Annotated in this window: 15 protein-coding genes; 3 read left to right on the forward strand and 12 right to left on the reverse strand. The window is 61.9% G+C overall.

The window, feature by feature from the left end:
- Positions 1 to 102 precede the first annotated feature (102 nt).
- A complete protein-coding gene (locus tag FEM54_RS11955; protein WP_138451023.1) occupies positions 103 to 1,998 on the forward strand; it encodes a TonB-dependent receptor domain-containing protein in 1,896 nt (631 codons plus the stop codon).
- Positions 1,999 to 2,020: 22 nt separating this feature from the next.
- Here FEM54_RS11955 and FEM54_RS11960 read toward each other — a convergent pair whose 3' ends face one another.
- From FEM54_RS11960 to nrdR, 12 genes are all read right to left on the reverse strand, one after another.
- The gene (locus FEM54_RS11960) at positions 2,021 to 2,386 is read right to left on the reverse strand and encodes a hypothetical protein (protein WP_138451025.1); all 366 of its coding nucleotides are present in this window, start codon (positions 2,384 to 2,386) and stop codon (positions 2,021 to 2,023) included.
- Between the two features lie 128 nt (positions 2,387 to 2,514).
- Positions 2,515 to 3,315, reverse strand: coding sequence for a cobalamin-binding protein (locus FEM54_RS11965; RefSeq protein ID WP_138451027.1), 801 nt, complete (start codon positions 3,313 to 3,315; stop codon positions 2,515 to 2,517).
- Entirely contained in the window at positions 3,312 to 3,731 is a 420-nt protein-coding gene (locus FEM54_RS11970; RefSeq protein WP_056861922.1) for a nuclear FMR1 interacting 1 family protein, read from the reverse strand. The genes FEM54_RS11965 and FEM54_RS11970 overlap by 4 nt, the downstream gene beginning before the upstream one ends.
- Entirely contained in the window at positions 3,728 to 4,345 is a 618-nt protein-coding gene (gene ribA / locus FEM54_RS11975; RefSeq protein WP_017135999.1) for a GTP cyclohydrolase II, read from the reverse strand. The genes FEM54_RS11970 and ribA overlap by 4 nt, the downstream gene beginning before the upstream one ends.
- 129 nt (positions 4,346 to 4,474) lie before the next feature.
- A complete protein-coding gene (locus tag FEM54_RS11980; protein ID WP_099547555.1) occupies positions 4,475 to 5,200 on the reverse strand; it encodes a substrate-binding periplasmic protein in 726 nt (241 codons plus the stop codon).
- A 55-nt stretch (positions 5,201 to 5,255) separates the two neighbouring features.
- Entirely contained in the window at positions 5,256 to 6,221 is a 966-nt protein-coding gene (gene thiL, locus FEM54_RS11985; RefSeq protein WP_017135997.1) for a thiamine-phosphate kinase, read from the reverse strand.
- A gap of 16 nt (positions 6,222 to 6,237) precedes the next feature.
- On the reverse strand, positions 6,238 to 6,738 hold the full coding sequence (nusB, locus tag FEM54_RS11990) for a transcription antitermination factor NusB (RefSeq protein ID WP_017135996.1): 501 nt from the start codon (positions 6,736 to 6,738) through the stop codon (positions 6,238 to 6,240).
- The gene (ribH, locus tag FEM54_RS11995; protein WP_003176356.1) at positions 6,735 to 7,211 is read right to left on the reverse strand and encodes a 6,7-dimethyl-8-ribityllumazine synthase; all 477 of its coding nucleotides are present in this window, start codon (positions 7,209 to 7,211) and stop codon (positions 6,735 to 6,737) included. Before ribH ends, nusB begins: the two co-directional genes overlap by 4 nt.
- A gap of 88 nt (positions 7,212 to 7,299) precedes the next feature.
- Positions 7,300 to 8,391 carry a bifunctional 3,4-dihydroxy-2-butanone-4-phosphate synthase/GTP cyclohydrolase II gene (gene ribBA / locus FEM54_RS12000; protein WP_017135995.1) on the reverse strand — a complete coding sequence of 364 codons (1,092 nt, stop codon included), beginning with the start codon at positions 8,389 to 8,391 and terminating at the stop codon, positions 7,300 to 7,302.
- A gap of 15 nt (positions 8,392 to 8,406) precedes the next feature.
- Complete coding sequence (locus FEM54_RS12005) at positions 8,407 to 9,069, reverse strand: riboflavin synthase (RefSeq protein WP_017135994.1); 663 nt, start codon at positions 9,067 to 9,069, stop codon at positions 8,407 to 8,409.
- 47 nt (positions 9,070 to 9,116) lie between these two features.
- On the reverse strand, positions 9,117 to 10,253 hold the full coding sequence (gene ribD, locus FEM54_RS12010) for a bifunctional diaminohydroxyphosphoribosylaminopyrimidine deaminase/5-amino-6-(5-phosphoribosylamino)uracil reductase RibD (protein ID WP_099547554.1): 1,137 nt from the start codon (positions 10,251 to 10,253) through the stop codon (positions 9,117 to 9,119).
- On the reverse strand, positions 10,250 to 10,720 hold the full coding sequence (nrdR, locus tag FEM54_RS12015) for a transcriptional regulator NrdR (protein WP_015886108.1): 471 nt from the start codon (positions 10,718 to 10,720) through the stop codon (positions 10,250 to 10,252). The genes ribD and nrdR overlap by 4 nt, the downstream gene beginning before the upstream one ends.
- Positions 10,721 to 10,860: 140 nt before the next feature.
- On the opposite strand from nrdR, the gene FEM54_RS12020 reads away from it, so the two are divergent.
- The gene (locus FEM54_RS12020) at positions 10,861 to 11,316 is read left to right on the forward strand and encodes a YbaY family lipoprotein (RefSeq protein WP_017135991.1); all 456 of its coding nucleotides are present in this window, start codon (positions 10,861 to 10,863) and stop codon (positions 11,314 to 11,316) included.
- Positions 11,313 to 11,969 carry a class I SAM-dependent methyltransferase gene (locus FEM54_RS12025; RefSeq protein ID WP_138451029.1) on the forward strand — a complete coding sequence of 219 codons (657 nt, stop codon included), beginning with the start codon at positions 11,313 to 11,315 and terminating at the stop codon, positions 11,967 to 11,969. The genes FEM54_RS12020 and FEM54_RS12025 overlap by 4 nt, the downstream gene beginning before the upstream one ends.
- Positions 11,970 to 12,141 lie beyond the last annotated feature (172 nt).

Below are 12,141 nucleotides of genomic sequence, written 5' to 3' on the forward strand. Positions count from 1 at the left end.
ATGCGGTCACCTCGGTTTTTCAGTAAGACCGAGGTGATGCTATCGCAGGCAAGCCAGCTCCCACATTGTTTTTGTATTGCTGCTCAATGCTATGGACAGCCCATGAATCGCCTTCGCTTTGCCCTGCCCCTGCTGTTGCTCCCCGCCACTGCCGTGCTGGCCGACAGCTTCGAGCGCGACGACGCCCTCAAACTCCCCAACGTGGTGATCAGCGCCAACCGCCAGGTGCAGGCGCGTAACGACAGCAGCGCCGCCAACAGCGTGTTCACCCGCGATGACATCGACCGCTTGCAACCCACCAGCGTGAGCGACTTGCTCAGCCGTGTGCCCGGTGTGCAGGTGGCGCAAAGTGGTGGCCGTGGCAGCGTGACCAACGTGTATGTGCGCGGCACGTCCACCGCCCAGAGCCTGGTGTTGGTGGATGGTCAGCGCATCAGCAGCTCCACCACCGGCACCAGCAACCTGCAATACCTCAACATCGACCAGATCGAGCGCGTAGAAGTGTTGCGCGGTTCGCGCTCGGCGATCTACGGCAGCGATGCGATTGGCGGGGTGATTCAGATCTTCACCCGGCGCAACACCGAGTCGGGCCTGCAACCGCGCCTGCACGTGGGCTTTGGCAGCAATCAGACGTGGGAGCGCAGCCTGGGACTGTCCGGCGGCGACCAGCAAACCCGCTTCAGCCTTGGCGCCAGTCTGGATGACACGGCGGGGATCAACCGCACACGCACGTCGTACCCGAGCGATGGCGACCACGATGCTTATCGCAACCAAGCCATCAGTTTCAGCCTGAGCCATGCCTTCACCGATGAGATCGACGCTGGCGTGAATGTGCTGGATAACCGTGGCAAAAGCGAATTCGACAACCCTTTTGGTCGCTATGACTCGCTCAATTACCAGAGCTTCCAGCAACAACCCTATACAGACTTCACCGTCAGCAGCGTCAGCAGTTATGTCGACGCGCGCCTCAACGATGCGTGGAAGTCTCGCCTGGAGCTGGGCCACAGTGAAAACCGCGAAAAGACTCTGGATAAACTCAGCGACGACCGCAGCGTGTTCAACACCTACCGCGACTCGCTGACCTGGCAGAACGACTTGACCCTCAATGATCAGAACAGCCTGATCCTGGGCGGCGACTGGTACGAAGACCGGGTCAACAGCAGTACGGTGCTCGCCGAAGACAGCCGCTGGAACCGCGCCGCGTTTATCCAGCACCGCTTTGAAACACAGTATTTTTCCACCGAGCTGGGCCTGCGCCGCGACCAGAACCAGCAATTCGGCGGTCACACCAGCTGGAGCGGCACCCTGACCCTGCCGGTGAACCCGGATAACGACCTGTTGTTCAGTTACAGCGAAGGCTTCCGCGCACCGACCTTCAACGACCTTTACTACCCGGACGAATACGGCTTTAAAAACGCCAACCCGAATCTGAAACCCGAAACCTCCAAAAGCTATGAGCTGCAGTGGCGCAGCCAGCTCAGCGACACCAGCCGCCTGGAAGCGTCGCTGTACCGCACCGATATTCAGGACGCCATCGTGTTCGGCAGCGACGGCCCACAAAACGTCAGCTCGGCCCGCATCAATGGCTTTGAAGCCGCGCTCAAGCAAGAACTGTTCGGCTGGCAAGGCAGCCTTGGGCTGGCGATGATTGACCCACGCGACCGCGACACCGGCCGCACATTGGCCCGCCGCGCCAGACGCACGGTGAGCCTGGATCTGGATCGCCAATTCGATCAGTTTGGCGTCGGCGCCAGCTGGCAAGCGGTAAGCAGCAGCTACGATGATCCGAAAAACCAGCAACGGTTGGGTGGTTACGGGTTGCTGGGGCTTCGCGCCAGTTGGGCGGTGAACCGTGAAGTAACATTGAACATGAAGGTCGATAACCTGCTGAACAAAGACTACAGCCGGGCGCTGTATCAGTATCAAGGCCAACAATACGGCTACCGGGAAGAAGGCCGGGCGCTGTTGTTTGGAGTGACCTGGACGCCGGAACTGTAACGCCAGCGCGCACTATCAATGGTCAGTACTGCCTCTTGATCCGCTCGTTAGACGTCAGGCTGCCTGCTGCCACCTGCTTGCTGCACGTTGAGTAGCCCCAGGCATTTGCCCAACCCTGGGAGGTGAAGGAGACGAAATAATCGGCTCTTTTACCATCGCGCTCCAACGCGTAATCAAAGCACTGGGAGGTGCCGCCACGGATCGAGGTGATTTTCGCAGGCTTCTGGATAGTGAGGAGGTCTTGCTGGGTGCTGTCCACCGTTGCGGTCCTGTCCACCACAGGGTGATTACCAAATGTCCTCAGTTCGGAAATTCTTTGGGAAATATCGCACCCGCTTATAAGCGCCAATGCGAAAGCGGCGCCGGCCATCGCCAATAGATAACGCATGATGTGTCCTTGATCAGCTCGAATGGGAGAGCCGCGAAACTAGCACTCCTAGGCGGGTAGATCGCCAGGCAAAATCCGATGGTTTTGACAGACTAATCGCACCGCAGCAGACGAAAACACAGCGACTCTCAGCGCTGGGCAGCCATTGCCTGACAGAGCTTCGCGATGGCCTCAACCATCTGCCCGCTGGGCCGCTCCAGCCCCTTGTCGGGCACGACCTGCAAACGACCTTCAGCCACCGCCGCGATCTGAGGCCAGGCCTTCCACTCGTCGAGTTGCGCCTGATCACCCGCCAGGATCAGCTGGGGATTGCGCTGCAACACTGACTCGACGCTGACCTGCGGCGCGGGCAGCTTGAGGTCGGCAAACACGTTGCGTGCGCCACATACCTCCAAGGCATCACTGATGATCTGCCCGCCGCCCACGGTGTACAGCGGCTGGTTCCATACCTGATAAAACACACGTAACGGTTCGGCGCGCTGATAGCGTTGGCGCAGTTCGGCCAAGCGTTGGCGTAACTGCGCGGCCAGCGTGCGCCCCGCCGCTTCGCGGCCCAATTGTTGAGCGATGGCTTGTACCTGGGCCGTCAGCTGTTCAAGGCTATGGGGTTCAGCCACATAAACCGGGATATTCAGGCGCTGCAATTGCTCGCGCTGGGCCGGGCCAACACTGCCGGGCCAAAGCAGAATGAGGTCGGGCTTGAGGCTGAGCAAGCGCTCCATATTCAGTTGGCCGTATTGCCCAACCGACGGCACTTGGGCCAATGCCGCCGGGCGCTCGCCGCCGTCGAGCACGCCCACCAGCAGGTCGGCGGCGCCCAGTTCGACCACGATTTCGGAGAGAGACGGCGCCAGGCTGACGACGCGTTCAACCGCAATCGCCTGGGCACTGAATGCCAGCACCAGAAGCGACAGCCAAACACGCATCATCCCAGCTGACGCGGGATGCGATAGAGATAGAACAGCACCAGTGTCGACAGCGCCAGCAGGCACAGCGGCACCGCTTCCAGGCCGACGAACACGGCCAACGCGCCGATCCAGGCCGGCAGTGCGGCTACCAGCAAAGCCGCACGCCGACGGGCCGCGAGGGTAATCCACGCAGCCGGTTCTTCGGGCGTATCGAGAGCTTTGGAAGTGGCGATCAGTGCGTGTTTATAGCCATGAAAATAACGCAGGCTCAGAAACATCGAGGCCACGCCGGCAATAAAGAACGGCATGGCCAACACAGGAAGCAGGGATTGGGCTTGCCCGAACACCAGGTTAAGCACGAACAACGGGAGCAATGCCAGGGCCAGGTACTGCCACCAGTTGAAGGACAGTCGCCGTTTTACCTGGCCACGGGTCACGCGCGGTCGACCTCGCCCTGATGCTCGTTGCCCATCATGTGGTCGAGCTTGCTGGCTTTGGTGGCCAGGTAGAGTTTGTTGTGCGGGTTTTGCCCGGTGTGCAGCGGCACGCGCTCGGCCACGGTGATGCCCATCTCGGTCAAGGCTTTGACTTTGCGCGGGTTGTTGGTCATCAGGCGCAGGGATTTGACGCCCAAATGCTCCAGCATCGGCAGGCAGATCGCGTAGTCGCGCTGGTCGGCGGCAAAACCCAGGCGCTCGTTGGCTTCGACGGTATCGGCGCCACCATCTTGCAGCTCGTAGGCGCGAATCTTGTTCATCAGGCCAATGCCACGGCCTTCCTGGCGCAAGTACAGCAGCACACCACGGCCTTCACGGGCAATGGCGCGCATCGCCGCTTCCAGTTGCGAGCCGCAGTCGCAGCGCTGGCTGAACAAGGCGTCGCCGGTCAGGCATTCGGAATGCACGCGGCCGAGCACCGGCGCGCCGTCGGCGATATCACCCAGGCTGAGCACGACGTGCTCGCGGCCAGTGGCCTCTTCGAGAAAGCCGTTCATGGTGAACGTGGCAAAAGGGGTAGGCAGCTTGGAAGCGGCGACGAAAACGACGGGCACCGTGTGCTCCTGATTTCAGATTTCACAGAGGGCGTCATTGTAACAGCAGGTTCCTACAGACGCTTAAGCTGAATTATCGCTGATAAAGATCAATAGGTTCGATTGGCCTTCGTCCTGGTTCTATGCAGGTCAGAACGGGTACGGTTGTTTCCAGTGCTCAAAAATCGCTTTCAACTCGCCGCTCTTCACCAACGTGGCCATGCGTTGCTCATAAACCCCCATCAATGCCCGCCCACGCTCGGTGTCGGCAAAGCCTATGTAGAGCGGCAGTTCGGCTATATGAGTGAGCTTGAATTGCGCCGGGTCATCCGACTGGCTGAGCACGTATTTGGCTTCAGTGAGGGCATCAATATAGAAGTCGGCGCGGCCGTGTTGCAGCATCGGCAGGATGCCACTCCGACGTTCTATCGGGTTGAAGCGGCGCACATTCGGCAGGTATTCCTCGTACTTGTAGCCGCGCACCCAGGCCAAACGATAATTGCCCAGCGTGGCGATGCTCGGTGCAGGTGTGGCTGCCAGCCCTAGGGCGTAGATGTGGTCGGAGTCGAAATTCCAGTGCGGGTACAACACGCCACTGGCTTCGTCGCGATAGGAACCGACCCAGCCATCCACCTCGCCACGCTGGGCCAGGCCGACCGAACGGGTATAGGGCACGCTGCGGGTTTGCACGGTAATGCCCACCGGCTCGAAGATCTTTCGCAACACATCCCAGGCCAGGCCGCTGCCATCTTTGTTGGTGTAGTCGTTCCACTGCTCACTGGCCAGCATGATCTTGCCAGGGACAGGTGCTTCATCGGCGAGAATCTGGGTTGCGAGAGCGCACAACACTATCAGCAGCCAACGGCGCACACCCATGGTGACTACCTCCTGTACAGGGATAACCGTATAGAGGGTAGCGCAGGTCTGTCGCTTACGGCGTGTCGCGAAAATGCTGATAGCCGCGCACGGCTGGCGTGATGTCTTGCCCGGCGGCGTCAATCAGCGTCACACCCTGCCCCGCCGCGACCCGGCCGATCACGTGAATCGGCCAGCCGTCCGCCAACAGCGGCGCCAGCTCGGCCGGTGGCAGGGTGAACGCCAACACATAGTCGTCGCCCCCGCTCAACGCGGCCACACGGGCATCGTCATCGCCAACAAACGCCAGCAACGCCTGGGATAACGGCAGTTTCTCACGCTCAATGACCAGCCTGACAGCCGATGCCTTGGCGATATGCCCACAATCGGCCAGCAGGCCGTCGGAGATGTCCATCGCAGACGTGGCCTTACCCCGAAGCGCGAGGCCCAGCGCCAACTGCGGTTGCGGCGACCAGTAATGGGCGAGCAGCGGATCAGCGATAGCTGCGTCCGCCGTGCGTTGCCCCAATACCAGCGGCAAAGCGCCGGCAGCGTTACCCAGTTCACCACCCACACACAGCAAATCACCCGGCTGCGCACCGCTGCGAACCAACGCCTGCCCGGCCGGCACACGGCCAAACACGGTCAGGGTCAGGCTCAGCGGCCCGCGCGTGGTATCGCCGCCCACCAACCCCACGCCGCAGCTTTGCGCCATGGCGTTCAAACCCTGGGCGTAGCGTTGCAGCCAATCGGCATCGACGGTGGGTGTGGTGAGAGCGAGGGTGAAGGCCAGAGGATGGGCGCCCATGGCGGCCAGGTCGCTGACTGCCACGGCCAACGAGCGCTGGCCGAGCAGGAACGGGTCACAGGGGTCGGCGAAGTGCACGCCAGCCACCAGCGTATCGGTGGAGATTGCCAACTGCTCCCCGGCAGGGAGCGCCAGCAGGGCGCAGTCGTCGCCGATCCCCAAGGCAATGCCTTCACCGCCCTGCGCACAAGGCGCGGCAGCGAAGTAATTGCGGATCAGCTCGAACTCACCCATTCAGGACTCAAGCGACTTAGCGCTTGTGTTCCTTCACTTCAGCTTCGCGCAGGCGCGGGGCCAGCTTGTCGAGCACGCCGTTGACGAACTTGTGGCCGTCGGTCGAGCCGTAGACTTTCGCCAGCTCGATACCTTCGTTGATCACCACGCGGTAAGGCACGTCGACGCGCTTGAGCAACTCCCAGGTGGACAGGCGCATCACGCACAGTTCAACCGGGTCGAGTTCTTCAATGGTCAGGTCCAGGCATGGCGCCAGAGCCGTGTCGATCTCGGTCAGGTTGGCATGTACACCGTGCAGGATATCGTGGAAGTAGCTCTGGTCGGCAAACGTGAAGTCGTTGTCGACGCGAAACTGCGCTTCGATTTCGTTCAGCGAGGCTCCGGCCATCAGGCGCTGGTACAGCGCCTGGGTCGCGAGTTGACGCGCCTTACGGCGCTTCTCGCTTTTGGATGGCTTGCCGGCATCGGCTGGACGCGGATCCTGTGGGTTGAACTGATCGCTCTCGTCGGAAATCACTTGGCCTCCAACTGCGACAGCAGGCTAACCATTTCCAGTGCGGACAAGGCAGCTTCTGCGCCCTTGTTACCGGCCTTGGTGCCGGAGCGCTCGATGGCTTGCTCGATGGAATCTACGGTCAGTACGCCGAAAGCGACTGGCACGCCGAACTCCATGGACACCTGGGCCAGGCCCTTGGTGCATTCGCCAGCCACGTATTCGAAGTGCGGAGTACCGCCCCGAATGACCGCGCCCAGGGCGATGATCGCCGCGTATTCACCCTGCTGTGCAACTTTTTGCGCAACCAGTGGAATTTCGAAGGCGCCAGGGGCGCGGATGATAGTGATGTCGCTCTCGCTCACACCGTGGCGAACCAGGGCATCCACAGCACCGCTTACCAGGCTTTCAACCACGAAGCTGTTGAAGCGGCCAACCACCAGGGCATAGCGGCCTTTGGGGGCGATGAAGGTACCTTCGATGGTCTTCAGGGTCATTCGACAAATCTCTTAAAGAGCCGGGACGCGAAAAGTGCGTCCCTCAGTGATGATTTAACCGCGAACAAGGGGCAGAAAACGCCAGCCTTTATTCGGAGGGCACGTATTCTACAACTTCCAGGTCGAATCCGGATATCGCATTAAATTTCATCGGTGCGCTCATCAGGCGCATTTTGCGCACACCGAGGTCACGCAGAATCTGCGAACCGGCACCGACGATGCTGTAGGTGGTCGGTGTTTTGACTTGGGTGTGCTCGGCGGTTTCACGAATATGCGCGAGCAATACGTCGCCATCCACCGGGTTGCCCAGCAGCAACACCACACCGCTGCCGGCCTCGGAAACCGCGGCCATGGCGGCGCGCAGGCTCCAGCGGCCCGGCTGCTTGACCATCAGCAGGTCGCGCAGCGGGTCCATGTTATGCACGCGCACCAGGGTCGGTTCTTCAGCGCAAATGCTCCCCAAGGTGAGGGCCATGTGCACATCGCCTTCGACTGAATCACGGTAGGTCACCAGGTTGAACTGGCCCAGTTCGCTGTCCAGCGGCTGCTCGGCAATCCGCTGAACGGTACGTTCGTGGATCATGCGGTAGTGAATCAGGTCGGCAATGGTGCCGATCTTGATGCCGTGTTCGGCAGCAAACGCCTCGAGTTCGGCGCGACGGGCCATGGTGCCGTCGTCGTTCATCACTTCGCAGATCACGCCGCTTGGCTCGAAACCGGCCATGCGCGCCAGGTCACAGGCCGCCTCGGTGTGGCCGGCGCGAGCGAGGGTGCCGCCCGGTTGGGCCATCAGCGGAAAAATATGGCCGGGGCTGACGATGTCTTCGGCCTTGGCGTCTTTGGCCGCAGCGGCTTGCACCGTGCGGGCACGGTCGGCGGCGGAAATGCCGGTGGTGACGCCGGTGGTCGCTTCAATCGATACGGTGAACTTGGTACCAAAACCCGAGCCATTGCGCGGCGCCATCAACGGCAGCTTGAGCAGCTCGCAGCGCTCGCGACTCATGGGCATGCAGATCAGCCCACGGGCGTGCTTGGCCATAAAGTTGATGTGCTCGGGCTTGCACGCCTCGGCGGCCATGATGATATCGCCTTCGTTCTCGCGATCTTCGTCATCCATCAGGATGACCATCTTGCCTTGGCGGATGTCTTCAACCAGTTCTTCGATGCTATTGAGCGCCACGCGGCACCCCCTTGGTCAGGATTTCAGGTAGCCGTTAGCGGCCAGAAAACTTTCAGTGATGTTCCCGGATGCTGGCTCTGCGGCCTTATCGCCCATCAGCAGGCGCTCCAGGTAACGGGCAAGCAAGTCGACTTCCAGGTTCACCCGGCGACCTGGCTGGTACGACGCCATGATGGTTTCGCTCAGGGTGTGCGGGATGATGGTCAGTTCGAATTCGGCGCCATTCACGGCGTTCACGGTCAGGCTGGTGCCGTCGACGGTGATCGAGCCTTTGTGGGCGATGTACTTGGCCAGTTCTTTCGGCGCACGAATGCGAAATTCCACGGCGCGCGCGTTTTCGCTGCGCGCAACCACTTCGCCGACGCCGTCAACGTGGCCGCTGACCAGGTGGCCGCCCAAACGGGTGGTCGGGGTCAGGGCTTTTTCCAGGTTTACTGGGCTGCCGGCTTTGAGGTCGTTCATCGCGGTGCAGTCCAGGGTTTCCCGGCTGACGTCGGCGGCAAAGCCGTTACCCGGCAACTCGATGACGGTCAGGCACACGCCGCTGACAGCGATGCTGTCGCCCAGCTTGACGTCGCCGAGGTCGAGCTTGCCGGTTTCAACCAGCAGGCGTACGTCGCCGCCCTTTGGGGTCATGGCGCGGATGCTGCCGATGGATTCGATAATGCCGGTGAACATGGCCTTCTCCTGGAAAACGGGACGGGCGCTGGAGCGCCCGGTCGGAATTATACGCTCGCTGGTGGTAGCGGGATGGCAGTGACTCGCCAGTCGTCGCCTACAGCGCGCATTTCAGTGATCTTGAGTTGGGGGGCGTCGGCCAGTTTCTCAAGCGGCCAGTCGAGCAAAGGCCGGGCGGCGGAGCCCAGGAACTTGCCGGCGACGAAAATCACGTATTCGTCGACCAGGCCTTGCTGGGCAAACGCGCCCGCCAGGCTTGGGCCGGCTTCCACCAGCACTTCGTTGACGCCACGGGCTGCCAGCGCCAGCAGCGCCGAACGCAGGTCGACCTGACCTTCAACGCCCGGCACCACCAGGCATTCCGGGCCACGCGGGAACTGGTTTTCCGGGGTGACGCAGGTGATGACCAGCGCCGGGCCGGCCTTGAAGAACGGAGCGTTGAGCGGCACCCGCAGGCGACCGTCGATCAACACGCGCAATGGAGGGCGCGACATGGCCAGAGCGGTGGTTTCTTCGTCCAGACCAAGCTCAGCGGCGCGCACAGTAAGGCGCGCACCGTCGGCCAGCACCGTATCGGCGCCGGTCAGCACTACACTGGCCTCGGCGCGCAGGCGCTGCACGGCGGCGCGGGCAGCCGGCCCGGTAATCCATTGGCTTTCGCCGCTGGCCATCGCGGTACGGCCGTCCAGGCTCATCGCCAGCTTGACCCGCACAAACGGCAGGCCGTGTTCCATACGCTTGAGGAAGCCGGGGTTCAGCGCGCGCGCTTGTTGTTCGAGTACGCCGCTGTGGGTTTCGATGCCGGCTTGAGCCAAGCGCTGCAGGCCGCGCCCGGCCACTTCCGGATTCGGGTCCTGCATCCCGGCCACTACGCGTGCCACACCGGCGGTCACCAGCGCATCGGCGCAAGGCGGCGTGCGCCCATGGTGGCTGCACGGTTCGAGGGTCACGTACACCGTGGCGCCACGGGCCTTTTCACCAGCGGCGCGCAGGGCGTTCGGCTCGGCATGGGGCTCGCCGGTGCGCTCATGCCAGCCTTCGCCGACAATCTGCCCATCCCGCACAATCACGCAGCCCACTCGTGGGTTGGGGTGGGTGGTGTACAGGCCTTTGCGCGCCAATTCGAGGGCGCGGGCCATGTAATGGGCGTCGAGGACGGCTTGTTCGGCAGACGGTGGGTTCATTCTTTGGCAGGCTCACGGGCCAGGCGGTCGATCTCTTCGCGGAACTCATTGAGGTCCTGGAAGCGTCGATACACGGAGGCGAAACGGATATAGGCGACTTCGTCGAGCTTTTGCAGCTCGCCCATCACCAGTTCTCCAACCACCAGGCTCTTGACCTCGCGCTCGCCGGTGGCGCGCAGCTTGTGCTTGATATGCACCAGCGCCGCCTCCAGTCGCTCGACACTCACCGGGCGTTTTTCCAGGGCGCGCTGCATACCGGCGCGCAGTTTTTCTTCGTCGAAAGGCTGGCGGCTGCCGTCGGACTTGATCAGACGTGGCAACACCAGTTCGGCGGTTTCGAAGGTGGTGAAACGTTCACCGCAGCCAGAGGCCAGGCATTCGCGCCGGCGGCGTACTTGATCGCCCTCGGCGACCAGACGCGAGTCAATGACCTTGGTGTCGTTGGCACCGCAGAAGGGACAGTGCATGGTTGGCAGGCAACAAAAAATGGGAGGGCCATGGTAGCGCATCCCCGTGGCAAGACAAGCCATAGCCTTTACGGTATATAGGCTGACTATTATGTTTCATATTTTTTAAGCCACGGATTTTGTCCTTTCTGGAGCCGTACATGCAGTTACGACCACTTGTTTTACTCGCCCTGTTCAGTTTTCTGGTCGCCTGTAGCAGCGAAGCCCCAAAACCGTCGACACCACAACCCGCGCCTGCCCAAGAGAAAAAAGTCCCCGGCATTGAAGACCTCGGCCCCTTGCCGGCTTACCAGCGGGAAATCAACGGCAGCCTGAATGGCGTGCCAGCCAATGCCGAAGTCGAACTGGCCCTGCTGGTAATCGATGAGCGCAACCGCCCGCAACAACTGCTCGCCAGCAGCGTACTCACCGGCAACGGCAAGCCACTGGCCTTCCGCCTGCGTTTTAACCCAGAGGCTTTCCCAGCCGGTGCACGGGTTGAACTGCGCGGTCGCGCCAGCCAGTCCGGCCAGTTGATCCTGCACCTGCCTGCGGTGCGTATCACCCAGGCGATCACCCAGACCACCGGCCCTCTGCAACTCGTCCGGGCACCATGACGCCACCGCTGGGCCTGCAACGCGCCCTGAGCGAACTGATCGGCGACGCACAACTGGTGCCCTGCCCGCTGCCGGGCACCGAGCTGTCGTTGTGGCTGCTGGACGCAGGCAACATGGACCGTGCCTTCAGCCAGGAAGAGACCCGGCGCATCCTGCATGAACCGCCGTACTGGAGTTTTTGCTGGGCCAGCGGTTTGGCACTGGCGCGCTACCTGGCAGCGAATCCCGAGTGGGTGGCGGGCAAACGCGTGCTGGATTTTGGCGCAGGTTCCGGTGTGGCTGCGATTGCTGCGGTTAAAGCCGGCGCGCTGGAAGTGGTGGCTTGCGACCTCGACCCGCTGGCTTTGGCCGCTTGCCGGGCAAACGCAGAACTCAATGGTGTAGCGCTGAGTTATTCAGCCGACTTTTTTGCCGAGGCCTACCGCTTCGACCTGATCCTGGTGGCCGACGTGCTCTACGACCGCGCCAACCTGCCGCTGCTCGACCACTTCCTGACGCGTGGCCATGAAGCGCTGGTGGCCGACTCCCGGGTGCGCGACTTCCAGCACCCGGCGTATCAGCGCCTGGACATCCTCGATGCGCTGACGCTGCCGGACCTGGCCGAGCCTTGGGAGTTTCGCAAAGTGAGCCTGTACCATTCGCGGCGCGCTTGAGGCCATCGCGGCATAGGTATCTACACAACCGGTTAACACGAAGTCTGTTGTAAGTGGGCTGTTGTGGCGAGCAGGCTTGTCGAATCGTCGCACCGCCTGCGTTGGGCTGCGAAGCGGCCCCAGTAAAGGCACTGCATTTTTCCTGAAAGAACTCAGCGACTGGGTTTGGGGC

The sequence above is a fragment of the Pseudomonas edaphica genome, assembly GCF_005863185.1.
Taxonomy (GTDB): Bacteria; Pseudomonadota; Gammaproteobacteria; order Pseudomonadales; family Pseudomonadaceae; genus Aquipseudomonas; species Aquipseudomonas edaphica.

Coding starts and splice junctions, on each gene's coding strand:
- FEM54_RS11955 (WP_138451023.1), top strand. CDS start 103: ATGAATCGCCTTCGCTTTGCCCTGCCCCTGCTGTTGCTCCCCGCCACT.
- FEM54_RS11960 (WP_138451025.1), bottom strand. CDS start 2,386: ATGCGTTATCTATTGGCGATGGCCGGCGCCGCTTTCGCATTGGCGCTT.
- FEM54_RS11965 (WP_138451027.1), bottom strand. CDS start 3,315: ATGATGCGTGTTTGGCTGTCGCTTCTGGTGCTGGCATTCAGTGCCCAG.
- FEM54_RS11980 (WP_099547555.1), bottom strand. CDS start 5,200: ATGGGTGTGCGCCGTTGGCTGCTGATAGTGTTGTGCGCTCTCGCAACC.
- thiL (WP_017135997.1), bottom strand. CDS start 6,221: ATGGGTGAGTTCGAGCTGATCCGCAATTACTTCGCTGCCGCGCCTTGT.
- ribH (WP_003176356.1), bottom strand. CDS start 7,211: ATGACCCTGAAGACCATCGAAGGTACCTTCATCGCCCCCAAAGGCCGC.
- FEM54_RS12005 (WP_017135994.1), bottom strand. CDS start 9,069: ATGTTCACCGGCATTATCGAATCCATCGGCAGCATCCGCGCCATGACC.
- ribD (WP_099547554.1), bottom strand. CDS start 10,253: ATGAACCCACCGTCTGCCGAACAAGCCGTCCTCGACGCCCATTACATG.
- nrdR (WP_015886108.1), bottom strand. CDS start 10,720: ATGCACTGTCCCTTCTGCGGTGCCAACGACACCAAGGTCATTGACTCG.
- FEM54_RS12020 (WP_017135991.1), top strand. CDS start 10,861: ATGCAGTTACGACCACTTGTTTTACTCGCCCTGTTCAGTTTTCTGGTC.
- FEM54_RS12025 (WP_138451029.1), top strand. CDS start 11,313: ATGACGCCACCGCTGGGCCTGCAACGCGCCCTGAGCGAACTGATCGGC.